At 50.8% G+C, this 26,703-nt stretch carries 26 protein-coding genes and 1 tRNA gene; 14 read left to right on the top strand and 13 right to left on the bottom strand.

Annotated features, from left to right (window positions below; genetic code table 11):
* Positions 1–79: 79 nt before the first annotated feature.
* The 3 genes from EGM51_07280 to EGM51_07270 all read left to right on the top strand — a co-directional run bounded on the left by EGM51_07280 (position 80) and on the right by EGM51_07270 (position 3,910).
* Positions 80–1,978, top strand: coding sequence for an amidophosphoribosyltransferase (locus EGM51_07280; protein QBG47207.1), 1,899 nt, complete (start codon positions 80–82; stop codon positions 1,976–1,978).
* A 681-nt stretch (positions 1,979–2,659) separates the two neighbouring features.
* Positions 2,660–3,076, top strand: coding sequence for a bacteriohemerythrin (locus EGM51_07275; GenBank protein ID QBG47206.1), 417 nt, complete (start codon positions 2,660–2,662; stop codon positions 3,074–3,076).
* Positions 3,077–3,754: 678 nt separating this feature from the next.
* On the top strand, positions 3,755–3,910 hold the full coding sequence (locus EGM51_07270; protein ID QBG47205.1) for an AraC family transcriptional regulator: 156 nt from the start codon (positions 3,755–3,757) through the stop codon (positions 3,908–3,910).
* Here the strand turns inward: EGM51_07270 and EGM51_07265 are convergent.
* From EGM51_07265 to EGM51_07245, 5 genes are all read right to left on the bottom strand, one after another.
* Positions 3,901–4,713, bottom strand: a complete 813-nt coding sequence (locus tag EGM51_07265; GenBank protein ID QBG47204.1) for a sugar phosphate isomerase/epimerase — start codon at positions 4,711–4,713, stop codon at positions 3,901–3,903. The two genes, EGM51_07270 and EGM51_07265, sit on opposite strands and share 10 nt — an antisense overlap.
* Positions 4,710–5,369, bottom strand: a complete 660-nt coding sequence (locus EGM51_07260; GenBank protein QBG47203.1) for a hypothetical protein — start codon at positions 5,367–5,369, stop codon at positions 4,710–4,712. Before EGM51_07260 ends, EGM51_07265 begins: the two co-directional genes overlap by 4 nt.
* A 27-nt stretch (positions 5,370–5,396) precedes the next feature.
* Positions 5,397–5,681, bottom strand: coding sequence for a hypothetical protein (locus EGM51_07255; protein ID QBG47202.1), 285 nt, complete (start codon positions 5,679–5,681; stop codon positions 5,397–5,399).
* Positions 5,682–6,129: 448 nt separating this feature from the next.
* Positions 6,130–6,960: an RluA family pseudouridine synthase gene (locus EGM51_07250; protein ID QBG47201.1), complete on the bottom strand. Its 831-nt coding sequence runs from the start codon at positions 6,958–6,960 to the stop codon at positions 6,130–6,132.
* 65 nt (positions 6,961–7,025) lie between these two features.
* Positions 7,026–7,697 carry a hypothetical protein gene (locus EGM51_07245; protein ID QBG47200.1) on the bottom strand — a complete coding sequence of 224 codons (672 nt, stop codon included), beginning with the start codon at positions 7,695–7,697 and terminating at the stop codon, positions 7,026–7,028.
* 439 nt (positions 7,698–8,136) lie between these two features.
* Between EGM51_07245 and EGM51_07240 the strand changes: the two genes are divergently transcribed.
* The 7 genes from EGM51_07240 to EGM51_07210 all read left to right on the top strand — a co-directional run bounded on the left by EGM51_07240 (position 8,137) and on the right by EGM51_07210 (position 16,536).
* On the top strand, positions 8,137–11,229 hold the full coding sequence (locus EGM51_07240) for a tetratricopeptide repeat protein (GenBank protein ID QBG47199.1): 3,093 nt from the start codon (positions 8,137–8,139) through the stop codon (positions 11,227–11,229).
* A complete protein-coding gene (locus tag EGM51_07235; GenBank protein ID QBG47198.1) occupies positions 11,229–12,245 on the top strand; it encodes a tetratricopeptide repeat protein in 1,017 nt (338 codons plus the stop codon). Before EGM51_07240 ends, EGM51_07235 begins: the two co-directional genes overlap by 1 nt.
* An 18-nt stretch (positions 12,246–12,263) precedes the next feature.
* Positions 12,264–13,034, top strand: coding sequence for a MotA/TolQ/ExbB proton channel family protein (locus EGM51_07230; GenBank protein QBG47197.1), 771 nt, complete (start codon positions 12,264–12,266; stop codon positions 13,032–13,034).
* A gap of 52 nt (positions 13,035–13,086) precedes the next feature.
* A complete protein-coding gene (locus tag EGM51_07225) occupies positions 13,087–13,494 on the top strand; it encodes a biopolymer transporter ExbD (GenBank protein ID QBG47196.1) in 408 nt (135 codons plus the stop codon).
* Positions 13,495–13,499: 5 nt separating this feature from the next.
* Positions 13,500–13,934 carry a biopolymer transporter ExbD gene (locus EGM51_07220; protein QBG47195.1) on the top strand — a complete coding sequence of 145 codons (435 nt, stop codon included), beginning with the start codon at positions 13,500–13,502 and terminating at the stop codon, positions 13,932–13,934.
* 665 nt (positions 13,935–14,599) lie between these two features.
* Positions 14,600–15,406 (top strand): tryptophan synthase subunit alpha, encoded by an 807-nt coding sequence (locus EGM51_07215; GenBank protein QBG47194.1) that lies wholly within the window; start codon positions 14,600–14,602, stop codon positions 15,404–15,406.
* A 47-nt stretch (positions 15,407–15,453) separates the two neighbouring features.
* Positions 15,454–16,536 carry a mannose-1-phosphate guanyltransferase gene (locus EGM51_07210; GenBank protein ID QBG47193.1) on the top strand — a complete coding sequence of 361 codons (1,083 nt, stop codon included), beginning with the start codon at positions 15,454–15,456 and terminating at the stop codon, positions 16,534–16,536.
* A gap of 19 nt (positions 16,537–16,555) precedes the next feature.
* On the opposite strand, the gene EGM51_07205 is transcribed toward EGM51_07210, so the two are convergent.
* From EGM51_07205 to EGM51_07170, 8 genes are all read right to left on the bottom strand, one after another.
* Positions 16,556–16,640 (bottom strand) — tRNA-Leu (locus EGM51_07205).
* Positions 16,641–16,780: 140 nt separating this feature from the next.
* On the bottom strand, positions 16,781–17,524 hold the full coding sequence (gene kdsB, locus EGM51_07200; protein QBG47192.1) for a 3-deoxy-manno-octulosonate cytidylyltransferase: 744 nt from the start codon (positions 17,522–17,524) through the stop codon (positions 16,781–16,783).
* Positions 17,517–18,401, bottom strand: coding sequence for an SDR family oxidoreductase (locus EGM51_07195; GenBank protein QBG47191.1), 885 nt, complete (start codon positions 18,399–18,401; stop codon positions 17,517–17,519). The genes kdsB and EGM51_07195 overlap by 8 nt, the downstream gene beginning before the upstream one ends.
* Before the next feature lie 2 nt (positions 18,402–18,403).
* The gene (locus EGM51_07190; GenBank protein ID QBG47190.1) at positions 18,404–19,423 is read right to left on the bottom strand and encodes a carbohydrate kinase; all 1,020 of its coding nucleotides are present in this window, start codon (positions 19,421–19,423) and stop codon (positions 18,404–18,406) included.
* Positions 19,420–20,193, bottom strand: a complete 774-nt coding sequence (locus EGM51_07185; GenBank protein ID QBG47189.1) for a DUF3108 domain-containing protein — start codon at positions 20,191–20,193, stop codon at positions 19,420–19,422. Before EGM51_07185 ends, EGM51_07190 begins: the two co-directional genes overlap by 4 nt.
* A gap of 4 nt (positions 20,194–20,197) precedes the next feature.
* Positions 20,198–20,665, bottom strand: a complete 468-nt coding sequence (locus EGM51_07180) for a dCMP deaminase family protein (protein QBG47188.1) — start codon at positions 20,663–20,665, stop codon at positions 20,198–20,200.
* A gap of 98 nt (positions 20,666–20,763) precedes the next feature.
* Positions 20,764–21,591, bottom strand: a complete 828-nt coding sequence (locus tag EGM51_07175; GenBank protein QBG47187.1) for a PEP-CTERM sorting domain-containing protein — start codon at positions 21,589–21,591, stop codon at positions 20,764–20,766.
* A 126-nt stretch (positions 21,592–21,717) separates the two neighbouring features.
* The gene (locus EGM51_07170) at positions 21,718–22,572 is read right to left on the bottom strand and encodes a peptidase (GenBank protein ID QBG47186.1); all 855 of its coding nucleotides are present in this window, start codon (positions 22,570–22,572) and stop codon (positions 21,718–21,720) included.
* A gap of 99 nt (positions 22,573–22,671) precedes the next feature.
* Here EGM51_07170 and EGM51_07165 point away from each other — a divergent pair, with 99 nt between their 5' ends.
* The 4 genes from EGM51_07165 to EGM51_07150 all read left to right on the top strand — a co-directional run bounded on the left by EGM51_07165 (position 22,672) and on the right by EGM51_07150 (position 26,701).
* Complete coding sequence (locus tag EGM51_07165) at positions 22,672–23,706, top strand: epoxyqueuosine reductase (protein ID QBG47185.1); 1,035 nt, start codon at positions 22,672–22,674, stop codon at positions 23,704–23,706.
* 282 nt (positions 23,707–23,988) lie between these two features.
* On the top strand, positions 23,989–24,345 hold the full coding sequence (locus EGM51_07160) for a hypothetical protein (protein ID QBG49265.1): 357 nt from the start codon (positions 23,989–23,991) through the stop codon (positions 24,343–24,345).
* Positions 24,346–24,558: 213 nt separating this feature from the next.
* The gene (locus tag EGM51_07155; GenBank protein QBG47184.1) at positions 24,559–25,881 is read left to right on the top strand and encodes a DEAD/DEAH box helicase; all 1,323 of its coding nucleotides are present in this window, start codon (positions 24,559–24,561) and stop codon (positions 25,879–25,881) included.
* A complete protein-coding gene (locus tag EGM51_07150; GenBank protein ID QBG47183.1) occupies positions 25,874–26,701 on the top strand; it encodes a GntR family transcriptional regulator in 828 nt (275 codons plus the stop codon). Before EGM51_07155 ends, EGM51_07150 begins: the two co-directional genes overlap by 8 nt.
* The last annotated feature ends 2 nt before the right edge of the window (positions 26,702–26,703 follow it).

The following is a 26,703-nucleotide window of genomic DNA, read 5'->3' as shown; positions in this document are numbered from 1 at the left end:
AGCTTGACCGGCCGAATGATCTAGGGCACGGTGCGCCTTTTCCTAATCAAACCCGAACATAACCAGAGGACGGTATGTTATGAGCGATTGGATCGGCCATGAGTGCGGTATTGCCGCGGTACGACTGTTGAAACCTCTCGATTTCTACATTGAGAAATACGGGACTGCAATGTATGCGGTGAATAAGCTGACCCTGCTGATGGAAAAGCAGCATAACCGCGGTCAGGACGGCGCGGGGGCCTGCGCGATCAAACTCGATATGCCGGCGGGCGAGCCCTACATTTTCCGCACCCGTTCGGCCGATAAAAATCCGATTATGGCGGTACGCAACCGCATGGTGAAAGCTTTTGCAGATGCGCGTGAAAAGCATCCCGAAAAAATGAATGACGGAGAGTGGGTGAAAAACAACGTGCTGTTTGCCGGCGAGCTGCTGCTCGGCCATCTGCGCTACGGCACCCACGGCGCCCAGGGTGAATCGTTCTGCCATCCTTTCCTGCGTCAGAATAACTGGATGACCCGTAACCTGGTGGTTGCGGGTAATTTTAATTTAACAAACAACAATGAGCTGTTCGATATGTTGGTGGAGCTGGGACAGCATCCGCGTAACAAAGCCGATACCGTGATGGTCCTTGAAAAAATGGGCCATTTTCTCGATGAAGCCAACGATTTCCTCTTCCGTAAATACCGAAAGGAAGGGCTGAGCCGTATGGAAATAACGGAAAAAATCATCCAGGAACTGGATGTGATCCGGATTCTTAAAAAAGCGACGCGCTCGTTCGACGGTGGCTATTTGATGTGCGGCATGATCGGGCACGGTGATCTGTTTGCTTTGCGCGATCCGTGCGGTATCCGGCCGGGGTTCTATTATCACGATGATGAAATTGTGCTGATTGCTTCCGAACGGCCGCAGATCCAGACAGCACTGAATGTTCCGGTTGAATCGGTGAAGGAAATTGAACCCGGCCATGCGCTGGTGGTGAAACGTACCGGTGAAGTGGTGATGGAAGAGGTCAATAAACCGCTCAAAAAAACGCCGTGTTCGTTTGAGCGCATCTATTTTTCGCGCGGAACCGACAAGGATATTTATCAGGAACGCAAAAACCTCGGTCGTTCACTGGTACGCCGGGTGCTGGAAACCGTTAATTATGACCTGGAAAATACCGTTTTTTCCTATATCCCGAATACGGCGGAAACGGCCTTTTACGGGCTGGTGGAAGGGGTGAAGGAGCTGGTGAGCGAGCGCCTGAAAAAACATCTGCTTCAGGATGGCGGACGGGTGACCGCCGAGCGCATTGACGAACTGCTCTCGTTTCAGCCGCGTATTGAAAAACTGATGACCAAAGATGCCAAACTGCGCACCTTTATTACTGCCGACGCCGATCGAAACGATCTGGTGGCGCAGGTGTATGACACCACCTACGGGATCGTGAAGCCCAACGATACGCTGGTGATTCTCGATGACTCCATTGTACGCGGTACGACGTTGCGGACCTCCATTCTCCGTATTCTTGACCGCCTTGGTATGAAGAAGGTTGTGATTGTCTCCTCCGCGCCGCAGATTCGCTATCCCGACTGCTATGGCATCGATATGTCTAAAATGAAGGATTTTATCGCCTTCGAGGCCGCAGTGGCTCTGCTTCGGGAGTCCGGACGCGAAGAGCTGCTGGAAGACATCTTCATGGCCTGTCTCGATGACGAGGAAAAGCCCATGCTCCAGGCCGAAAATCAGGTGAAAAAACTGTTCGAACCGTTCACGGCCGATGAAATCTCCAAAAAGATCGCTGAAATTCTTACCCCGGAGGGCATGAAGGCCGAAGTGGAGATTATCTACCAAAGCATTGAAGGCCTTCACGCAGCCTGTCCGAATCATAGAGGCGACTGGTATTTCACGGGCGACTATCCAACACCCGGCGGTCACCGTGTGGCCAATCGTTCGTTCATCAATTTTATGAAAAACAGTGATGCCCGCGCCTATTGATCGGTAAGAAACGGGCCGGTAAAACCATGAAGACACTGTGATGTAAACTCCCTTTTATCCTGAAGGAGAGGTCTGTGCAGGCGATGCCGGTTGACGGAATGAATCCTCTGTTTCCAGTTGTTTCCAAACCTTCCCACAGTTTTCAATTTCCTCTCAACCAGCGTCCGAGGCCGAAGTGATATCTGGACCATTCAGTTTCTGAACAGTTTTTCAGAGAGCGTATATCTTTCTTTTTCAGTATCCGGTCCAACTCTGAAAAACATTCATCGATGTTTTTAGGAATGTATATTTTCTCTTTACGTTCCTTGCCCGGAGCCGGCGTTCATTCTGTATGCATTTGATAGCCACTCCTGCAGTGTTATCATCAGCCGTCAAAAAGCTGTTGCACAAAGAATAGGTCATGGAGACATGGAGAGTTGACTATGCCGAAATTCGGCCACACATTTCATTGAGATAGTTGGCGCTGGTGGTGTTCGTGGCATACCTCTTCTGGGGGAGTGAATGAGGATGTGTTGCTTCTATAGGAAGGAAACCTGATCCGGCTGGATTCTCTCTAAATGCAATCCAGTATATGGGAATGATCGGAGACCTTGCCGTATAAGCGGCTGTTGATCCGGTCAATGTTTATGCGCACCGACACAGCTGGAGGCCTGCAGGGTGAAAGGAAAGTAGAAAGGAGATATTTTGAAACATAACCTCTATATTATTTGGAAAAGTGATAATGAGCTTGGGATTCCCGTTGTCGATGAACAGCATAGAGCCATTATTTCCGTAATCAATACTCTTCATTATTTTACAATACATAACATGGGAAAAGAAGTGCTGGAATCAATTCTTATTACTCTTAAAGAGTACACGAAGTATCACTTTATGTTAGAAGAAAATGTTATGGAAATGGAGGGGTATCCTGATTTTGATCATCATCAAAAATTACATAACCAACTGGCAATTAAAATGAAGCAAATCAGTTCTAAAATAAAAATTGAACACGATCCCGGTGAGTTGCTGAAGTTTTTAAGAGATTGGTGGTTGAACCATATTTGTGTAGAGGACAGAAAATACGCTGAGTTCATCAATAATAAAACAGGCGGTGTGTAACGAACGTTTCTGGAGGACAACAGTCGCGCAGCTTACCTGTTTTTGTGTCAGATAAGATCTGACAGAGTCCCTGTTAGGAACAGGTCATAGTCAGCGGACTGTTGGGCGATAAAAAAAGAGGGCTCAAGATGAATCAGGGTGATGTATGACCATTCTGACGGAGCTGATCAAAAGTCATTATCTTATTTGGCGGACAACTGCAGATGGCGGGGTTTCCATTTATTCTGTTTCTGTAATGCGTATTGGTTGAGGGGATGTCTTTTCCGGATGACTGATCGGCGTTTTCTCAGATAGCGTCAGCCGCTGGATTATGTGGTTTCTTAGATCAGGCCTACATTCAAAAACGATATGCGATTAAAACCGGTGGAATATGGATGACATAAAAAAGTGTGTTTCTGTCATAGTCTGTTATCCGATATGCAATCTCTTGTCCGCCCATGAATAATACAGTGTATGTAAACAGGTATATCCACATTTTCCAATGATGAACCTTTGTGTACATGCTTCCTGAAAATCAGTCGTTGTTCTTTTTTGACAGATGCTTCTTAAATTCAGGGAGTTTATGAATAGATGTGTATTTCTTCATACTAACGTTATGAGTGGATTTCGCTGAAGCCATACATAACTGGTACGCGCTTTTGATTTAAAAACAATCGGAGTTATGTAGCATAACTAAAACTGATCACCGAGTGGTTTAAAGAGTGGGTCCACTTCTCTGTCACCACCAGTCTACGGGTGGGCGAGGTGAGCGAACAGCTCGGCTTCACCGATCCGTATTATTTTTCCCGGCTGTTCAGAAAAATCATGGGCGTCGCCCCGCGCGATTACCGGTAGCGTTTCCGCAGCAGATGCATCATATAGATATTATTGTCCCACTGGCTGGAAACCGGCTGGCGGGTCAGGGGCAGCTGCTGGGTGTAGGGCCGGGGGCCGAATTCGCAGGTGATCGTCAGCTGTTCTGAGCCTTTAGTCCGATGCAACTCGACGATGCGGTCCCACCAGCCGAGAAAGCGTTCAACAACCGGTCTGTTTTCCGGTGCACGCGGATCATTGATCTGCGGGCCTTGGTCGTGGCCGACACGGGCATGAATGTGGTCGCTGTGCTCCATGGCGGCATCGATAAAATGTTCCTGTCCTTCGAGCAGCGATTCCGATACACAGCACCAGTGCGAGAAATCAGCAGTAAGACGAAGGTTCGGTCGGGCTTTCAGATATTGGTATGTAAGGGCCGCATGGAAAAGAAAACGCCCGCGATGCGTTTCGTGTACAATCGGTATGCCGAAAGCGTCACTGGTTTCCCGGGCAATGTCGACCAGCTCGAGGTTTTGTTCAAACGTGAAGAAATCAAGTCCGGTGTGGCAGTTCAGCAGCTGTGGTCGGTAATCGGTAATGCGTTCAAGGTGTTCGCGGTAATGTTTTTTGTGTTCTTCAAAGTCGTGATGGCGTGTGCCGGAATGCTGGGCAATATATTCAAGTCCGTGCGTTTTGATCTGATTGAGCTGGGCGACGGCTTCATCGACCTTAATCGCGAGATTGAGCTCAATGCCGTCGAATCCGGCAGCGGCCGCCTGCCGGCAGAACTGATCGAAATCGAGATGTTCATAGCCCCAGTGCGGAGTGAAGAATTTAATCGTCATGCGGTTTCCTCCGGGAGTTTCGGCGTGAAGCAATACTCGGGATTCTTCTGCTGCTTCAAGACGGTAGGGATGATTTCGCGATAAGCGGCGAGCCAGCCGGGATAGGTTTGCGGCAGCTGGTTTTTAATTTTCTCATGAAGCTTCGGCAGGGCATGAAACGGAACAGCCGGAAACATGTGGTGTTCGATGTGATAGTTCATATTCCAGTAAAGAAACCGGGTGAGTGGGTTGAGGTAGACATCGCGTGTGCAGAGCCGGTGGTCGCGCACGTTCACTTCCATGCCGATATGCTGAATCAGATCCAGCGAACGGCCGAGCGGAGCACCGTAAAAGCGGGCGAAGATGGTGTAGACGACGGGCAGCCAGGTGTTGAAGATGGAACAGGAGGAAATGATGAGGCTGTGTCCCATCAGCCAGAAACGCGAACTCCATATCATTTTATTCCATTCGTTTTTCGGAACGATCTGACGGGTTTCCTCGTCGATGATGCCTAAGGCATGTCGGGCAACCGGGATGGGATTAAAGAGGCCGACGGCCACAAATTTCGGCAGCATTTTCCAGAGGGTGATCGTGCGCTGGATTTCAATTTCCGGATCGTCTTCTTCGTGATAGGTGAAATTGTGATGCTGCAGGTGACCGTAGCGGTTGTGTACCATTTCGACCCCGTTGAAAAAGGATGAGATTCAGCACCAGAAGCCGTTGAGTCTTTTATTTTTGAAGGGCGTGCCGTGAAAGGTTTCGTGCATCATATGATTCCAGAAACAGTAGACCGTGCCATAGGCGAAAAACGCCGGGATCATCCAGGGAGTTCCCAAAGAAAAATACGCGACCGTGCCAAGGCTGATCAGTAAGGCCAGATAAAGCAGTGTATGCAGAAGGCCGGCGGCGTCGCTCTTCTGTATCAGTTGTTTCAGTTCATTCTTCGGTACATCGCATTTGTACCAGCGGGGTTTATCGGTGGCTTTCATAACATCTCTCCGGGTTTTATTGAGATGAAATATAAATAGCCGCGCCGGAATGCCCATGGACGGTATCCCTCCATAGATGGACAATCACACGGTTTAATTGTTTTTAAAGCCTTGGCACATTGCGGCGGCTTTTAGTTTTTGCCCGGTTGGGAACCGGGTCTACAGGGAATTTACATTGGACAGGTGGAGCTGTGGCGCATTGCGCCCGATCAGAGACCCGGGCTGCAGAGATTTAGCCGGGATCGGCCGTTTTGAGTACATTTACCGGTGCGCCGTTTGTGTGGGCCGGGTGGGTGGGGGCGTTGAATGCTACGGTGCTGGTTTTTCCGGCCTTTGAATGTATTCAACGTCCCGGTTGAACATCATTCGCCGAGGGGCCGCTTAATTCCTGTATTGATCTTTTTTCTGAAAATACGGGTATTTGCACGGTTTGATGGCCGGTGTCCTTTTACCGCAGTTTCATCTGGGCGAGGCAGGCTTTGAAATCGCCGGGAAGGGGGGCGGTGGCGCGGACGGGTTTCCCGGTTTTGGGGTGGGGAAAGATGAGGCGATAGGCGTGGAGCATCTGGCGGGGCTGTTCGAGGGAGAGCTCGTTGCCGGTGCCTGCATATTTTTTGTCGCCCATGACCGGATAGCGCTTGTCCGCGAGGTGGCGGCGGATCTGGTGAGTGCGGCCGGTTTCGATGCGCAGTTCGAGGTAGGAGGCGTGTTTTCTGGAGTCGAGCGTTTTGACGAGGGTGGTGGACATGTAGCCTTCGATGTCGGTGCGGATTTCTTTCCAGCTGGTGGGAAAGTGGCCGATGGTGATGGCGCGGTAGATTTTTATGATGTCGCGGCCCTGAAACATGGGAATCATGATTTCTTTGGCTTTTGCGGATTTTGCGAAAATGACGCAGCCGGAGGTTTCTTTGTCGAGCCGATGTACGGCGACGATGTTTTTGTTTTTTTTCTGAATGCGTAATTTGGCCTCGATGGAGTTGTCGTCGGCATTGGTGACGAAGTAGGCGGGTTTGTTGACAATGAGATAGTCTTCGTCCTCCCAGAGAATGGCAATTTTTTTAGCTTCAGGTTTTTTGAAGTCGCTGATGAGAATTTCGATGCGGTCGTCTTCGTGGACTTCATGTTTGCGGATCCAGACGCGCTTACCGTTGACGAGGACTTTTTTGTCGTCGATGAGGGCCTGGGCAGCTTTTTTGGAGATATCGAGCTGCTCGGCAATGAGAATGAAGAGGCGTTTGCCTTCGTCTTTATAATGTACTGTAAAGGTTTGTTTTTTCATATCGTTTCGTTCCCTGATGTCAGGCTCGCATCATGTTTCCAATGGCTGTGAATTACAAGTTGTGACTATACTTTCTGTGCAAGCCAAATGGTGTGGCGGCGGCCTTTGGTCTTTCGGGCGCGTACGGTTTTTTCCTCGACTTTAAGTCCGGCGCCACGAAGTCGTTTGGTGAAGGCGGCGTCGGGTTCGGCAGACCAGACCCCGAGAAATCCGCCGCTTTTAAGGGCGTTGACCGCGCATTTGATGCCGCCGGCAGTGTATAGACGGTCGTTGTCGGCGTGGGTGAGGCCGTCGGGACCGTTGTCGACATCGAGCATGATGGCATCGTAGGCATCGTTGGCTTTTTTTATTACTAAAGCGACATCGGTTTCGTGGACAATCGTTCGGAGATCGGTGAGCGGATTTCCGGCCAGATCGGCGAGATGTGTACGATTCCACCGGACGACGGCTGGAACGAGTTCAGCGACTTCGACCGTGGAATCCGGGGGCAGTGTGTCAAGTGCGGCGCGGAGCGTGAAGCCCATTCCGAGGCCGCCGATCAGTACGCACGGTTTCTTTTTGGGGACCAGCGGTCTGCAGGCGAGTTCGGCGAGTGCATCTTCGGAGCCGTGCATGCGGCTGTTCATGAGTTCTTCGCAATCAATGCTGATCGAAAATTCGAAGGCGCGCTGGTAAAGTTTCATAATGCCGCCGTCGTTGGGGACATCGGTTTCGTCTAATAATACCCAGGGATTCATACCGTCCTGCCGGTTGAGGGTGAAAAGGCGGCGGAGTGTGGGTGTATCGGCAGGAAATTACAAGCATGGCTTTTTGAGAGGCTGAAAAATGCGTTTTTACACAAAGGAAAATGCTTCGCCGGACGTTTTTTTCGGGGGGTAAATGAGGATTCTGTGAATATCAGTTTTTTTCATGCTTTTTGCGTAAGTCCGCTAATGTAGCAGAGTTCGGTTGAAAAAAATTCAGGCCGGGTTGTCCAAAATCTGTTTTTTCCTAACTTAGACCTTTCTCATGAAGTTTTTTTAACCTATATTTTGGCCTTATTTCTGGATACTCGAGTCTCGAGTCCAGGTAGAGGGGTAAGACAGATTGTTTTATTGCCCGTTTTGGTGTTTCGGGGGTCGCCGGTAGGTGTGCCCGGACTTGAAAGAACGAGGAATCAGTTTGGGACTGTTTAAGATGCTAACGAAAAAAGCCGGACGTTTTTCTGTAATTCGTCAACTCGTACTCGCCATCGTCCTGTTGGGGTCTGCGACCTGTGCCTTTGCGGCAGAGGATGCACCCACCGCCGGTGAAATGCTGAAATTGGCCATGAAGGCGATGCAGGCCAAAGAATATGATGATGCGATCGACTGGATGTATCAGTACATCAGTGAAGTCGAGGAATCAAAGGCGCCGCGCGTCGTGGCGATCGCTCAGGATACGCGCTTCAAGCTGGCATCGCTTCTGATTCAGAAGGACCGTTATGATGAGGCGGCCGCCGTTCTGCAGGATTATATTGATACACCGCTGGCAGACAAACCGCGCCAGGCGATGAAGATGCTGGCGACCTGCTATTTTGATACCGAGGCTTATGAAGAGTGTGCGGCCACTGTGACCAATGCACTTTATTATAATGAAAACCCGGTGCTGATCGCGACGCGGAAATCCGAAGACGATGAGGACGGGGAGGACTATTCGAAGGAGAAAATCGAACCTGAAGAGCCGTATACGCAGGATGAACTGACGACCATGTATATGACGTTGGCGGAATCGTATTTCAAAATTGATAAATTTGAAGAGTGTATTCCTGCTTATTCGTATGTGATTGAGCACACCAATGATGATCAGCGTAAAGGTTACGCGATTATGCAGGTGATTAATGCGTTGATCGAAATTCCGGCATTTGACCGGATTCTGGAATGGGTTCCTCAGCTTTACCGAACCGACGCCCGCTATGATATCCGTGTTAATCTGGCGCTGATGAATGCCGCGGCGGCACTTTATGATGCGGAAGAGTATGATGCCGCGTTACCGCTTTACCGCATGATTATGCCGCGCGATGAGCTGGTTGAGTATCAGGAGGGTAAACTGCGCGATCTGCGTCTGGCCTATGACATGGCTCCGGAAGAAGGAGCCGAGCTGACAGAAGCTGAAAAACTGCTTTTCGGCGGTGGAGAAGAGGAAGCGCCTGCAGAAAAGGAAGAAGGTGAAGTTGAAGAGAAACAGATTCCGAAACCGATTCGTGAGCTGGAAGCTCTGATTAATGCGCTTAAAGCCCTTCCGCCTTATGAGCTCGACATTCAGTATCGTATGGCGGACCTGTATAAAACAGTCGAACGTTATTGGGAAGCGTTCAGGTTTTTTGAAAAGGTCTACCGGGCTGATCCGACCACTGAGGTCGGGGAGCGCTGCGTTTATGAGCTGGTGGACATGCTGCTCGAAAACCTCAACGAGCTTGAAAAGGCTGAGGAGCTGGCGCATGAGCATATGGGCAAATATAAAGAAGGTATGACCCCGCGTCAGCTGGCCTATATGCTGACCGGGTACTACCAGACGCATGAAATGATGCCCCGGATTAAAACGCTTAAACCTTATATAGACGGATTTGTGCGCACCAATGAGGCGACCATCGTTAAATATGACACCGAACTCTATTTCATGCAGGCGGTTGCGGATCTGATCGGCCAGAATTACGAGGAATCGGAAAAAGGCTTTAAGTATGTGCTGGATGAATTCCCGGAGTCGCACCAGGAAGCGAACAGCATCTACTGGTATGCGATGTCACAGCTGTTCCTCCAGAAATATGCCGAGGCGCAGCCGAATTTTGAGCTTTACATCAAAAAGTTCCCAACCGAGCAGTATGTGGACGAGTGTTATTTCCAGGGCGGAATCTGTCTGTTTGGCCAGGAACTGTATGAAGAGGCGAAAGAACGCTTTACATATGTTATTGAAACCTATCCGGACTCTTCCGTTTATCCGGAAGCCTGCAGTATGCGCGGGGACATTTACGGGTCGGAAGGTATGCTGGATGAGGCCATCGCCGACTATGAACGGGCATATGCAGGGGCCACCAAGGTAAATCAGGCTACGTATGCCACATTCCAGGCGGCTGAGGTGTATGAAGCGGAAGACAAATATGATGATATTCTGCGTGTAGTTGAACGTTATGAGCACGACTGGAACGAAGAGGCCGATATTGCAAAAGCCCTGTTCTGGATCGGCAAAACCAAAATTCAGCAGAAAGAATATGACGATGCAGTGGATACCTATGTCGGAGCCATCGTGAAATACGGCGGAGACCTGCGTCAGGACGGCGTCGACCAGATGATCAATGAGCTCGTTAAAATCTCACGGATCTATCTGGATTTTGATGCACAGGAAAAACTCATTGAAGAACTTGAGGATGCGTGCGGCGTAGCCGAAAACGAAACTCTGCTGCTGCGCCTGAAGGTTACGCTGGCCAAACTGCAGGAAACCGAACTGGAGCTGGGTACAGCGTTGCTGGCCGAGCTGGAAAGTTTCGATAATGCATCGCCGCCGGTACTGGCACTGATCTGCGATGCCTCGTTTGAAAATAAGGAATATGACCGGGCGGAAGAGATTCTCCGTATCTTCATCAACAAGTTTGAAGATTCCGACTTTATGCGAGCCGCTTACAAGCTGCGGGCATTCGGTCAGTATGAAGAAAAAGATTATGAGGGTACGCTGGCTACTATTAATGATGCACAGGCACTGTATGGCACCGATTATGATGTGGCGTGGGCACAGCTTCTGAAAGCGCAGGTGCTGCTTGACGAAGGCAAAATTGACGAAGCCCGTGAAGCTAATATGAGTATTCGTACAGTTCCGTCCTGGCGCGGTGAGCCGGTGGCCCAGGCTACTTTCCAGTTGGGGCAGGTCGAGGAAAAGGCCGGCAATCTGCCTAAAGCCTTCGGTTGGTATCAGCGCACGTATTTCCAGTATAAAGGGCACGCTGGCGGCTACTGGGCTGCTGAAGGTTATCTGGCCAGTGCGCGTATCCTGAAGCAGATGGGACGTGAAAACGATGTGCGCAATACCTACCGGGCACTGCTGTTTGATCCATACGTAAACACGTTACCGCAGGCTGATGTGGCACGTGAGTATCTGGGTGCTGCGGAAGTGGCCGAAATTGTCGCCTACATGGAGGCGGGAAATACCACCAATATCACGGTTACTGTTGAAGCTGAAATGTCAGAGGGCGGGGACGATGAGCATAATGCCTTCTCGTCCGATGCGGCAGAAGAGTCTTCCACTGAGGAGAGCGAATAATGAAATGCGTTTTAATGAGTCTTGTTATTCTGGGTAGCATTACGGCATCTGCGCAGCAGAATAAGGAAATTGAGCAGACCGGTACCCCGGCCGTCATGGAGGTGGCCAACGGTAAAAAAGTAAAAGTGATGCTGCAGCGTGTAGAGGGTGACCGCCTCATCTTCCAGCCGTATAAACAGTTGCGGGATATGCCGGCACCTATGGATAAACTGGCGCAGCTGACCTTCTTTCCTAAATTTGACCCAAAAGCGGTTGAAGAAATGTTTACCGCCGGCGATTTTCAAGGCGTGATTGATACGGTGGGTTCCGATATGGAGGAATTTGTCCCGTACATGCCTGTGCCGAACAATCTACGTTCGACATTTGTACTGGTTTATCATTCCTATAAATCGCTTGAGGATTATGAATCTGCCGCCCGCTATGCGCAGCAGCTGCTGGCGATGGAGGATGTAAAGATGAAGTTGTTGGGGCAGGTGGGTATGGCTCAGATTGCCCTGGCTCAGGGTGACCTGGTCCTTGCGGAAAAAATCCGCAGTGAGCTCCCGAAGGATGCCGAAGCGGCTTCGCTTTACATCCAGGCCGCTATTGAACGTGCCAACGGAGAGCCTAAGCAGGCCATTCAGACGGTCACCCGGATCATCGAAAATCACCCCAACGATGTTGAAATTCTACCGGCGAGTGAACTGCTGGTGGCCTATTGCTACCTCGATATGACGGGAACCAATTCTGTGATTACCACCAATTCAGCGATGAATACGGCGCGTCAGGTAAAAAATATGTATGCCGGAACAGCTGTTGCTGTAAATGCTGAAAAACTGTGGGCTGAACTTGGCGGCCGGGAAGTTGAAGCCCGGGAACTGGCGATCAAAGCCGAAATGGAAGAAGCTGAACAGGCCGCGGAAAAAAAGAAAGCGGAACAGATGGCCCGACGTAAAGCTGAAAAAGCAGCTGTGCAGGCCGAAGCCGCAAATACAGATGTTAGTGCAACAACAGAAACTAAAACGGAATCTGAATAAGGAAACGGAGGCAAGATAATGAAAAAAGGACTCTTGATGGTGGCACTGCTGGCTGTAGCAGGCGCTGCAATGGCTCAGGGTGATATTGCGGATGCTGCGGTAGCGCAGAAAACAGATTTATGGACACTGCTCAAGCAGGGTGGATGGGCAATGTTCCCGTTAGGAGCGTTCTCATTCTTTATGGTGGCCCTGATTATCCAGAACCTTATTTCGCTGCGCCCGAAAACGTTGCTGCATACTGACCAGATGCCGCAACTTCTCGAAATGATGCTCCAGAAAAAATGTAAAACAGCGTTGATCTATTGCCGCAAGAATCCGTCTCTGTTTGCCAATACGTTCGGTGCCGGTCTTGAGCGTTGTCTGGATGGTGAAGAGGAAATTGATTTTGTGAAAGTGAAAGAGTCGGTTGAGGAGGCCTCGGTTGAGCAGATGACTAAGCTCATGAAACCGATCGACTATCTTTCGATCATCGGTGCATCTTCTCCGATGCTGGGTCTGCTTGGTACGGTATCCGGTATGATTAAAGCCTTCCACACCATGGGCGCGCAGGGTATGGGTAAACCGGAACTGCTCGCGGCCAACATTGGTGAGGCTCTGATTACTACGGCAACCGGCCTGGTGATCGCGATTCCGTCGATGTTCTTCTTCTTCTTCTTCAAGAAAGGATTCCAGAAGACCCTGGCAACACTCGGTCGTAACATCGGTTATCTCTTTGATGCCCTGCAGACCGGCAGAGAACCGGTAAGCTTCATGGATCTCGAAACGCTGGAGAAAATGGAAGGCGAATAGCCCTCCGATTCTATCGTCTTTTTTTCCAACCCCCGGAAGGTAGGGATCGGGTATGAAACTCGTACAGAAAGATTCAGAAGATCTAGAGCTGGATATGTCGCCAATGATCGACATGGTGTTCCTGCTCCTGATTTTCTTCATCGTCGCCTCACAGATCATCGACGAAAAACCGAAGGTCGACATTCCTGCGGCCGCTTATGGTAAAGTGCCGGAGGATACAACCGGCCGTCTGATGATCTCCGTGACCAAGGATGAAAAATATTTCATCGGTGCAGATCCGGAGCCGAAGGACATTGACCAGATCAAGGAAACGATCGAACAATGGCTTGAAGCTGATCCCGACCTGCGCATTCTTATTCGCGCCGACGGCGACGTGAAATACAAGGTTAATGAAAAGATCACTATTGCGTGTGCCGAAGTCGGTGCGCAGGATCTGATCTATTCGGTATTTGAGGAGTAGGCACCATGGATTTAATGCAACATTATGAAGAAAGTCCGCTGAAGCTTGAAATTGCTTCGCTGATTGACGTGGTGTTCCTGCTGCTCATCTACTTTATGGTGACGGCGTCACTGATTAAGAAAGAGGCGGATATCGGCTTTATGCTCCCCGCCAATGTGGCGGTCGAGGATATGCAGGAAATTCCTGTTGAAGTGCTGATAGAAATCACGCGCGACGGAACGGTGCAGGTGGAAGGCATGCGCTTTTCATATGATGACCGTGAGTTGCAGGATCTGGTGGTACAGATTGCCGGTTTGAAAGAAATCGCTGCATCACAGAAATCTCCGTTTTTTGTGAATGTGTTGCCGCATGCAGATGCGCTTCATCGCCGTATCATTGATGTTATGGACGCCTGTGCCGCCGCTGGAGTCAACAGCCTGACCTTCAGTAAATCGATGTAACGTTATATAACAGGGTACGTTGTTGGAAGTCGCTCCGCACTAACCGGGGCGGCTTTTTTCGTAAATATATTTTTCGCGCTGGACGTATCTCTTTAGTTTAGATTGTTGGGAATGAGTCGGTTATGCATCCGGAAGGAACATGTGGAGAACCTGTTGAATTCGATAACCTGTTGCATCGAAGGTGGATGTTGTGTTTTGCCGCTCATTCATTTTATGGTGAAAACTTTGCTGATCCGTAAGGAGGGAGACCTGGGGTTTCTGATTCCTGTAGGGGATCTGTTTGTTGGGAACGATGTTCTCCTGTAAAAGCACGGATTGAATTTATGAAAATGAACGTGTTTAACTCGGGGGCAATACTTCGCTTCTAATGACCGAATGCTTGAGGAGCTACACTGCACAGCTTGTCGGTCTGCGCAGGATCGCCGCCATGGAGAACTCATTCTTTTATGCGGATATTAAACCGGAGCCCGATGTACGGCACAGCCGTATTATCGATGTTATGGATGCCGGTGCCCATGGCGGGGGGAACCGGTTCGGATGTGAAAAATCTGTATAAATCCAGTTCTGCCGGAGGGAGAGGGTTCCGGTCAGAAAAACGCGGCGCGGACTTTCCTTGGCAGGAAATTTCCGTACAATTCACGATTCAGTTTTAAACAGGAAATTTCATGAAAAAAACCAGAGTTGATCACCGGTTTGCTGATCTCCGTAAACAGGGTAAAAAAGGGTTTGTAGCTTATCTGGCGGCAGGCGATCCAAACCTGCAGGACACCGTAGATATTGTACTGCGTCTTGAAGATGCGGGCGTTGATGTTGTTGAACTCGGGCTCCCGTTTTCCGACCCGCTGGCTGATGGACGTGTGAACCAGGAGGCTGCCACCCGGGCTTTGGAAGCCGGGGCTACTTTTGAGGGGGTTATGGCGTGTATTTCAAAGATCCGTGAGCGCTCTGAAATCCCCATGATCTTTTATGCCTACATGAATCCGCTGCTGGCACGCGGATTCGGGAAATCCATTGAAATGGCGGCGCAATCCGGCATTGACGGCTTTCTACTGCTGGATCTTCCGCAAGAGGAGGCTAAACCGTATAAAGGGGCACTGAAACAAAACGGTCTTAATGGAATTCAGCTGGTAACACCGACGACGCCGGATGATCGGATTCAGAAAATTGTTAAACAGGCTGACGGATTTATCTATTGCGTGTCTCGTGAAGGGGTGACCGGTGTACAGGATTCCATTGCGGAAGGGGCAGGTGCGCTGGTAGAGCGGATCAGAAGTTATACTGAGCTTCCCGTCGCGCTTGGATTCGGAATCGGGACGCCGGAGCAGGCGCGTGAAGCTGCCGGACTGGCTGATGCCGTGGTGGTGGGCAGTGCCATTGTAAATGCTTTTCATCATAATCCGCACACTGCTGAAGGCCGGGCTGATGCTGCAGCTTTTGTTAAAACAATGGTCGATGCGGTAAAAGAAGTTTAGTTCTCATTTCTTGAAATCCAAACCGGAAACTAAAAGGCGGAGTTATTATGGCAGGACGTTATGCAGTGATTATGGCAGGTGGAAAGGGTGAGCGCTTCTGGCCGCTCAGTACCTCCAAACATCCGAAACAGCTGTTGGCACTGGTTGGCAAAAAACCATTGATTGCGCAGGCGGTGGAACGTCTGGAAGGGTTGGTTCCGCCGGAAAATGTTTTTGTTGTAACCAATGCCGATCTGGTCGATGTCACGCGAGAAGCTGCGCCGTTGCTGCCGCCGGAAAACATTGTCGGAGAGCCGGTGGGGCGCGATACCGCTGCGGCAGTGGCCTGCGGTGGTGCGCTGGTAAAAGCCAAAGATGAAAACGGCGTTTTTGCAGTACTCACGGCCGATCAGGTGATGGGTGATCTTGACGTTTTTTCCAATACGCTGAAAGGCGGGATGGACCTTGCCGAAGCGAACGATATTCTGGTTACGATCGGCATTCGGCCGACCTATCCCGCGACTGGTTTCGGCTATATTGAATCCGGTGCAGATTTTCAGACCGCTGAAGGTGTGGAGTTCAAAAATGCGGCGCGCTTTGTCGAAAAACCGGATGAAGCGACTGCCGCTGAATATCTCGAAACCGGAAAGTTTTTCTGGAATTCCGGCATGTTTATCTGGTCTGTTCCTGCCTTGGAAAAAGCATTCGGTGCCCATTGTCCGGAAATGCGCGAACTGATGAATACACTCTCCGGCTACGCTGCCGATGGAAAAATTATTGAAGGTATGGATGCCACGTATCCGAACCTGGGAAAAATCTCCGTTGATTATGCTCTGATGGAAAAAGCCGATAATATTGTCATGGCCTGCGGTACGTTCTATTGGGACGATGTCGGTGCCTGGCCGGCACTCGAGAGCCATTTTGATCAGGATGCACAAGGCAACACGCCGATCGGAACGGTGGAAACACTTGATGCTGAAAACAACATTATCCTCTCTAAAGATCACCTGACTGCCGTGATCGGAGTGAAAGACCTGATTGTCGTTCAGGCCGAAGGGGTAACACTCGTGTGCCCGAAAGACCGTGCTCAGGACATCAAAAAAATGGTTGTTGCCCTGCGCGAAAAAGGGTCGTACGACGAACTGCTTTAGCGGATATTGCGGAAGAAAGTGGTGCCGGGGATGGGACTCGAACCCATATGACCGAAGTCGGGGGATTTTGAATCCCCTGCGTCTACCAATTTCGCCACCCCGGCATGCGGTGGAAAGCCAAAGAAGATAGCAAAATGGCAGACGTTGGCAACTGATTTTAATGCTTCAAATCATAGTCGGATCAGCAGGGGCTAAATCGCATCAGTGCCGTACAGATTGTTGATGGTTCTGCTGTGTATCGGGTTTACCGGGTCAGCAGGGCTTCGGCTTTCGGGATATCTTCCGGTACATCGACACCGATACCGAAATCTTCGGTTTTGATGACTTTCATACGGCATCCCATATCCAGAGCGCGGAGCTGTTCAAGCTTCTCAAGATTTTCCAGTTCGCATGGGGGTTCGCTGACCAGTTTGAGCAGATATTCGCGACGGTAGGCGTAGATGCCGATATGCCGCCAGTAGATCCCGTGAGCTGGAGATTCGTTCGGTTCGCGGATATGAGGAACGACAGCGCGCGAGAAGTAGAGCGCCTGACCGTGGCGGTTGAACAGGGCTTTTACCACGGACGGATCGGTGATCTGTGCTTTATCGGTAATCGGTGTGGCGGCCGTGGCCATGTCCCATTGGTTGGAAATGATCACCTCAGCGAGTTCATCAATCAGTTTCGGATCAATCAGCGGCTCATCACCCTGCACATTGATTACGGCATCGATTTCAAGTGATTCAACCGCTTCTGCAATCCGGTCGGTTCCAGAGGGATGATCAGGGCGGGTCATGGCGACCGTTACCTCTGGAATATGTAATGAGCGGACGCAGTCGGCAATCCGCTGATCATCGGTAGCCACGATGATGGCATCAAGTTTTTCCGCCTGTTTAACGCGTTCAACGACCCATTGGATCATGGGTTTTCCGGAAATCAGGGCGAGGCTTTTACCCGGGAAGCGGGTAGAGCCCCAGCGGGAGGGAATGACACCGACAATTTTACTCATAATGGCTTCCTTTCAAAAACGGTTTCAGAATCCGTCCGATATTCTCGCGGAACGGCGTCTGCTGCAAGCGCGTGCATGCCGCCAGCCTGCTGATGTCCAGCTGGCAGTTTTTCGGCCGCGGAGCACCGGACGGCGGCTCAAGGTTCGCGGAGAGATGTTCGGAGCTCAGGTGCAGGACTTCGCCCATGATCTTGAGCATTTCAAATTTGGTCAGCGCTTCTTTTCCGCTGAAATGATAGATGCCCGAAGCCTTATCGAGGGTCGGAAGCCAGTTCCGCAGCGTTGCAGCAATATCGCCGACGTAAGTCGGGAAACGCACCGCCCAGTGGTCTTCGGCAACCGGTGCCGGATCGAGCAGTTTGTGCAGCATCAGTGTGACCGGGGATTCTTTGAGGTTTTCCACTTCACCATAGAGAATCGGAACACGCAGAACGATGTGGTCGGCCGAAGCGGTGTGGGTTGCCAGTTCCCCGGTGCGTTTGGTCTGTCCGTAGTAATTGAGCGGATTTGTTGCTGCGTCCACGGAATAAGGCGGGTGGGAGCCGTCGAACACATAGTCAGTGGAAATATAAATCATTTTAGCCCCGGTTTCCGCGGCGAAGGTGGCGATTGTCCGGGTGGCATCCACATTTAACCGCAGTGTCAGATCCTGCCGGGTTTCGCAGATGTCAGGTTTTCGTTCCGCTGCGGCGTGTATAATCAAACCGGGCTTTATCCGCTCCATTGCTGAACGAATGGCCTTGGAGTCAGTAAGGTCCAGTTTGAGGTTGTTTTTACTGGCCCGACTCCAGGCGCAGGTGACGGGATTGAGATCGGCAAAGGATGCGGCGCAGGCACGGCCCAGCAGTCCGCTGGCTCCGGTGATCATGATTTTCATGCTTAAATCTCGTCGGCGTGTTTCTTCATATAGCTGATCAGTTCGGATTGTGTGCAGGTGGCGGTGCCGAGTTTGCCGACGACTACGCCTGCGGCAAAGTTGGAGAGCTCTGCAGCTTCGAGATAGGAGGCTCCGCAGGCGAGGGCGAGGACATAGGTGGCAATTACGGTATCGCCAGCTCCGGAGACATCAAACACTTCGCGGGCGCGGGTGGGAATATGCTGTGCTTTTTCGCCCCGGTTGAGCAGCAGCATACCGTGTGGGCCGAGAGTGATGAGGGTGTGCCGGGCCTTCCATTTTTCATCGAGAATGCGTCCGGTTTCGAGCAGCGCCTCGTCTTCAAGCGGATTGTCAGCCGGTTTGGACTCTGTAACGCCGGCAGATCCGAACGCTTCTTTTCGGTTCGGTGTTACAACCGATACGCCTTCCATTTTCAGAATGTGGCCGTCCTTGGGGTCATAGCCGACCGGAATGCCCTTCTTTTGAGCGGCCGTCAATATGGTATCGACCACTTCCTGTTGAACGGAGCCCTTGCCGTAGTCCTCGATTATGACCCCGTCGGCACAGTTGATTTCCTTGACCATGCGGGAGCAGAAATCGTCCATCTCCTTGGTGGAAACCGACAGGTATTCCTCGCGGTCCACCCGGACCACCTGCTGCTGATCGGCCACAATACGGGTTTTTACGCAGGTCGGATGAGCCGCGTGTTCAATGAGAGCATTCAGCAGAACGCCGTTATTTGAAAGCTGATCTCTGAGTTCCCGGCCGATTGGGTCTTTTCCGATAATACCGGCCATGGAGGCTTTTCCTCCGAGTGCCAGCAGGTTGGAGGCTACATTGCAGGCTCCGCCGGGCATGGCTTTTTCGTGAGAAACGTGAACCACCGGAACCGGGGCTTCGGGGGAAATTCTGGAGACGCTGCCATAGACAAAGCGATCCATCATTAAATCGCCCACCACGAGAATTCGTTTTTCGGATGCGCTTCCGAGCAGCTCTTCTGCACGTTCTACCCTAATTTTCATTCTTGCTCCTTCACCCAGAAATCATGGCCCGGTCCAGAAACATTCTGCAGTTTTACATTCACTTTGCCCACCGGAACACTGGCCTGTACTAAAGTAACCATACGGCGATCCGCCTTTGAAACCCAAAAAAAGATTTTCCCCTGGCGGAGAAATAAGCCGTCGAATTCGGCCAGCGGTTCAATCCGAATGCTCTCCACTTTTCCCCGGTCCGGAATTTTCAGCCGTTTGGTTTTTCCCAGTGTCAGTCCGACTTCATGCATTTTACCGTCAACAAACAGCGTATGGATCTGTTCTTTCATAACAGTGAGGTCTCTGATGCGAGAGGAATAGAGAAAGCTTAGAATTTCCCGGGTATCCGGGGCAATGGCAACAACATTCGTTGTGCCGGCCATGCGGTCAATGAACACCGCTTCTCCCCGGGTATGATCGAAGGTGGTCAGGTGACTTTTTTTCCGGTTGCCTTCATTGAGCATCAGGTCCAGCTGGATCGGCAGAGCGCTTTCCGGGTCAAGAATCACCTCGGTTTTGTCATCCACCTTGTAAATGTGGTCATACGCTGTATAGGTTCTGGAAACCATGGTGATTCGGATGCGGTCGGTCCCGTTGTGATTCACCACATCGGTGGTCGATCTCGACCACGCCAGCGGAACCCCCATCCAGGAAACCTTATATTCCGATATTTCGCCGGGAATAAAACAGCCGGAAAAGTTTTCCGCCCGGATCTGTGCGGAAAAAAAGAGGCAGAGCAGGGCGGCAGCGAAACGTTTCATGCCGTTATTTTCGTTTAAACTGGCGACAGATTACACCCGCCGTCGCGAAAAGTTCACGCGACTGCGGGCTGAAATGGTATTCCTCTTCATAAATCACTTCTTTAATACCTGCATTGATAATCATTTTGGTGCAGAGCAGACAGGGACTCAGCGTGCAGTAGAGCGATCCGTCGCGGACGCTGATGCCATGATACGCTGCCTGAACAATCGCATTTTCCTCCGCATGGGCGCAGATGCAGTCGCCCAGGTCCGAGCCCGACGGTGCATCCGAGTTACAGCGCGGGCAGCCGCCTTCAAAACAGTTGGGGATGCCCCGCGGGGTACCGTTGTAGCCGGTAGAGATAATCCGCCGGTCCCGGACAATCACAGCGGCAACCTTCCGCCTGCAACAGTTTCCCCGTTTGGAGACTACATGTGCGATGTCCATGAAATATTCATCCCAGTCGGGACGTTTCTGTTCTTCCTGATTCATTCGGCGAATGTACCGAAAGACAGGGATGTTCGACAAAGCCAATGTTGAGTTAATAATTACGGCATAGACGGAGCCGTCTCTGAATTTAAATGGCGGGGTTAGATCAGCATTCGTCTGCGAATGAAAAAAGCAAATGCACAGATGAACCCGGCCAGAGTTAATGAACTTGGTTCGGGGATTGCGAGATCATTAATAGTGCCGGTGCTGCTGAGTGTTATGTTATCCAGAGCATTAAAGGTTGCCGTAGCAGTCGGATTTTCCAAAGCCAGGAAGGCATATAGTGTGGTATTAAACTTCGAGGAGTCATACGGCGTTCCACTGTTAAATCCGAGTTGCGTGTCTTTTTCCCCGTCATCATTCAGCGACCAGAATGAATAGGTGATGTCGTACGTTGTGTCTGCGGTTCGGGAAAGTGCAAGTCCGATTTCGTACCAGCCATAATCCGTCATGGAAATAGCGTTCCCCAAGCCTCCGCTGATCATACCGGATGAGTCACTGGATAATATTGCGTTTCCCCAGCTCCACATTCCCAGGTCGCCAAGCAATCCTGAGGAGGGCATCCCGTATTGATTAGAGGGCGAGGTCGGATCGGTACAAAAACCGATTTTTACTCCGGAAACACTAGACAGCTTCTCATCATTGTCATGGTACTGAAATGCATAGGACAAAGACAGACTTCCTCCGACATCAATCGGATCGAATGAGAATTTAGTGTACCATCCCTGAGTTCCGTCGCCGCTGGTGAAATCGATCGATCCCGATCCTCCGAGTCCGCCGTCACTTTGTTGCGACACGGGCGTTCCGGTATACGATGTTTGGAAATTATCGGTGAACTGGTTGGGCGAGTTCAGATCCAGCGTGAAAATTTCGGAAAAGGAGGTGGTGCAAAAGAACAGTAAAAAAGTGAATGTAACCGTTGTTTTCATAATCCTCTGAATTTCTAATGTTCAACTGAGAGTTAATTATACGTATAATATATATGTCAATTAAATATTATATGGGATGGGTAGGATGAAGATTAACTGTCTCCTGACGGGTGCTCTTGGTCTGCTTCAGAATAAACGAAGGATAGCAGGGGTAACGTCGGCGAGATTTTCCAGGGATTGGAAGTGTTCGGCACCATCGCCGATGGCGATCAGCGGGACGGGATTGAGGGTGTGGGTTCGGGTTGTGCGGTCTTCGATGTTGCCGTGGTCGGAGCAGAGCAGAAACAGCTGATTAGGGTGATTTCCGAATGTTGCGGTAATGGGAAGAAATTTTTCGAGCGACTTCAGGCATTGGAAAATCAGCTCGGGATTACCGGAGTGGCCGGCACGGTCGGTCAGAAAATATTCGTACAGGGTGAAGTCGTGTTCCGCCGCTACCGTCAGTAGATGGGCGGCAGCCTCTTCTTCGGAAATATGGGGACCGTCGTATCCACGCTCGTGCATGGTCCAGCGGGTGATATCGTGGTTGACGGCTTTTCCGTTCAGCAGTTCATCTTTATGGCGCACTTTGCCGTTGGCTGTCAGTGCCATGACCGTCGTGACAGATTGCCGGTTGAGCGGAATATTGAGCGGGTCGTCGATCCAGTAGGCATTGGCAAAGGTGGGGGCTTTGCCGAGTTTCCGAAGTTTGGAAAAAATATTCTCTTTTTCGATCAGTTTTTTGAGTCGGGGCGGGGGGAAGCCTTCAATATGCCGGCCCATGGCCTGCGGGGCATTGAAGCCGCCAAGGAGCGAGGCCTGGCCGGTGGCACTCTGCGGGATGCCGTCGACGCCGAGGCACGCATCGATCGGAATGGCTGAATCAAGCAGTTTTCCAAGGTTTGTAAAACGGGAATCGCGCAATGGGTTAACGACAGGATTGTCGGAGCCGAGCCCGAATCCATCCACAAAGATAAATAGAATTTTTAAACCGTTGCTCATCGTGGGAGCGGAGGCTAAACCACGGAATACACTGAACACACGGAAAAAATCGCAATTCAGGAACCTTCCGTGTATTCAGTGTGTTCCGTGGTGCTTAAAATGGATTTAGAAAATTTTACAGAATGGTTGCAGGAAACCGCCCGGGAAATCGGTGCGTTTTCGGCGGCGTGTATCCGTTTGGATAATCCTGTTCTGAAGAAGCGCATTACGGAAAACAGTGCGTTGCACCGTGCGTGGCTGGAGTCCGGTAAACAGGGGGAGATGGATTACCTGGAACGGATGTTTCCGGATAAGGCTGATCCGTGGAATGCTTTTCCGTTTGCAAAATCAGTGATTGTGCTGACGTTTACGAATAAATGGGGCGATCCGGAAGCAAGGCACCCGTTTCCCATCCCAGGAAACGATGCACTGCTGGGCTATATTTCGGCCTATGCCCGGGAGCTGGATTATCACCGTGCCGGTCAGCGGATGCTTGCGGCACTGAAAGATAAACTGGGTGAAGATCTTCAGGCCGAGGCCGCAGTGGATACGAAAGCGGTATATGAACGGCTCTTTGCGACGGTCGGCGGGCTGGGTATTCGTGGGGCGAATGATCTGCTCCGTGTGCCGGCTCGAACCAATGTCCGGGTATTTATCGGTTGTCTTTTTGTGGATCGGGAGCTTCCGGAGGTGATTCATGAACCGAAAATGCCCTTTGCCTGCGATGACTGTCGGGCCTGCATCAAAAACTGTCCAACCGGGGCGATCCGGTTTGGCGATCCGATTGATGCGCAGCTTTGCATCAGTTATCTCACAATCGAGAAAAGATCCGTTCTTAATTTTAAAGAAGCGAAAATGATTGAGGACTGGCTTTTCGGTTGTGACTGGTGTTCGGTGGTCTGTCCGCCGAAAGATAAGGTCGATACCCGGATTCCGGTTGATCTGGAGTGGCTTTTGAAATCACCGGCGGGGGAGATCCGACGTTTAATCAAAGGAAATGCGACTGAATATGCGGGCGTAACGCAGTTGCGTAAAAATGCCGTGGCGATCCTTAAAAAAAAGAAGAGCAGTTCTCCGGGTGCAGAAGAACTGCTCTCCTGGGTAAGTAAACACACAGGCAGCGAGCTGATACGCTCTCAGCTCACTGCCTGGTGAGGAGGAGATGTGTCTGAGTTTATAGCAGGCATCGTGCCATGTGTTCTTCTGCTTTAAAAAGGCTTTGTTTCCGATAAGGGGTTGATACACTCGCGCGCCTTTGATCGATGAATGAATGGATGGCTGTTTATGGCGGGAATAATTGGAGCGTGCTGGGGCATTATCGGGTTAAGTTTTATTTTGGGGCGTGGGCTTTTCAGTATCTGGCCGTTTGTGGATAAAATCATCGGGACGCGCTTCGGTGCGGTTGAATGGATCGGCCTGGCCGTAAGCCTTGTGTTTATGGGCTACGCGGAGGGCTATAAGGGATTTCATCTTAAATTTTCCCCGCGGGTTGCTGCGCGGGCACTGTATTTGAAAAACAATCCTACGCCGATCCGTATTCTTTTTGCTCCACTTTTCTGCATGGGGTTTTTTTATGCCACGAAAAAACGGAAAATTGTGGCCTACAGTGTTACGACGATGGTGATTGTACTGATATTGTCGGTTCGTTTTCTGCCGCAGCCCTGGCGCGGAATTGTTGACGCAGGTGTCCTTTTCGGTCTGGGCTGGGGATTGCTTTCGGTCTGGATTTTCTGTTTTAAGGCCTTTTTCGGTAAGGGTGAATATACAGTCTCTCCGGAAACTCCGGAATGCTGAGCTTGACTCGGTGTATCTGAACCTATAGAACCCACGCCACTTCGGGATGGTCAGACGGACCGCCCTTTTTTCTTCACTCCACCGGCGGCGAGTTTTGAAATTATTTTTATTCGCCGGTTAGGAGCCACAGAGTGGCAGTCGGGTTGTTCGTAGATCCTTCCTCGTTTGAGGATCGATGTATGAGTGGTTGAAACTGTTCCGTGGAAAAACCAAATGAAAAAAGAAAACGACCTCAATGGCGTTTTCGGTGCACTGCTTCCTGAACTTGGAAATGCAGTAACCGACGCAGGTTATCATACACCCTCACCGATTCAGGAGCAGGCGATTCCGTACCTGCTGGAGGGACGCGACATGATCGGGTGTGCCCAGACGGGTACCGGAAAAACGGCAGCCTTCACACTGCCGATTCTTCAGTATCTTGTGAAAAAGAATAAGCGCCCGGTTCCGAAACGGCCGGAAGTCCTGATTCTGGCCCCGACGCGCGAGCTCGCGGCGCAGATTGGTGACAGTATTAAAAAATACGGCAAATATACCAGAGTTTCGCATACGGTTATTTTCGGCGGCGTCGGTCAGCATCCGCAGGTAAAAGCCATTCGGCGCGGGGTGAATATGCTGGTGGCTACACCGGGACGGTTGAATGACCTGGTGGGCCAGGGACTGCTTGATTTGGGCGGTGTGGAAATCTTCGTGCTCGACGAAGCCGACCGTATGCTCGATATGGGTTTTATTCATGACATCAAAAAAATAATCAAAGAGCTGCCGAAAAAACGGCAGTCGCTCTTTTTCTCGGCGACGATGGAACCGAAGGTCAAGCAGCTCGCGGAGTCGCTGGTGAATAATCCGGCACAGGTGGCCATTGAACCGGAAAAGCCGGCGGTTGAGCGGATTACGCAGAAAGTCCTGTTTGTTAAAAAAGAGCATAAAGACGATCTGATTCTGCAGCTGATGGGCAGTAAGAAACTGGATAAGGTCATCATTTTTACACAGATGAAGCACGTGGCCAATAAAGTGGCACGCAAGCTCGAGGGTGTTGGTGTTTCTGCGGCGGCGATTCACGGCAACAAAAGCCAGGGTGCGCGGACCCAGGCGCTGGCCGATTTTAAATCGGGCAAATGCCGGGCACTGGTAGCCACCGATATTGCGGCGCGCGGGATTGATGTGAAGGAAATTTCCCACGTCATTAATTATGATATGCCGGTGGAGCCGGAAACCTATGTGCACCGGATTGGACGAACCGCCCGGGCCGGTGCTGAAGGCGATGCGATTTCGATGTGCTGTGCACCGGAACGGGACTATCTGCGTGCGATTGAAAAGCTGATCGGTTTTGAGGTCCCGCGGGATCTGAATCATAGTTGGCATTCTGAAAAAGCAATGAATGCAACCGGCGCGGAGGCCAAACCGGGACCTAAGGTCCGGCAGCAGCGCGGCAAGGTTACGGTGGGGAACGACGGCCGGCCGAAAAATACGCGAAAAGGGCCGCGCCCGGGCCGTGTGAAAAGCCGCCGTTCGAGTCAGAGGAGAAGCATGCATGGTTGAGGTGGGAAAACGGAACCGGCTTACGATATCGCGCGAGACCGATTTCGGTCTCGTTTTCGATGGACTGCAGCTGGGTGAAATTCTGATGCCGAAGCGCTATGTTTCCAAGGCCTGGAACATTGGCGATAAAATCGATGTCTTTGTCTATCTTGATTCTGAAGACCGATTGACCGCCACCACCGAGCAACCGAAGGGTGAAGTGGGTGAATTTGTATTGCTGCGCTGTAAAGATGTTACACCGATCGGGGCGTTTCTGGACTGGGGACTGCCGAAAGATCTGTTTGTTCCATTCCGGGAACAGCGGATGAAGATGCGCAAGGGGGAATCCTATCTGGTGTATATCTACTACGATAAGACCAGTGAGCGTATTGTGGCTTCGGCGAAGCTGGACAAATACCTCAACTCCAAGCGTTTTTATAAAAACAATGAAGAGGTGGATCTGATCGTTTGGCAGAAATCGGATCTCGGCTACAAATTCATCATTAATAATGAGCGCTGGGGCATGGTGTTTCATAATGAGATTTTCCGTCCACTGGAGCGCGGAACCAGGCTTAAAGGCTACATTAAAAAGGTGCGCCCCGACGGACGGATCGATCTGACTCTGCAGAAACAGGGCTATGGAAAAGTCACAGGGCTTACCGATGTGATTCTGGAACATCTAAAGAAAAACGACGGGTTTATGGCTGTGACGGCAAAAACGCCGCCGGAAAAAATCAATGCTCTGTTCGGTGTCAGTAAAAAGACCTATAAAAACGCCATCGGCGCACTGTATAAAAAGCGCCTGATCACCATCGAAGATGATGGAGTGCGATTGGTTTAATT

It is taken from the genome of Verrucomicrobia bacterium S94 (genome assembly GCA_004299845.1).
GTDB lineage: Bacteria > Verrucomicrobiota > Kiritimatiellia > Kiritimatiellales > Pontiellaceae > Pontiella.
Note: the sequence above shows the minus strand (reverse complement) of the source record. Positions and strands in the feature narration are given on the sequence as shown.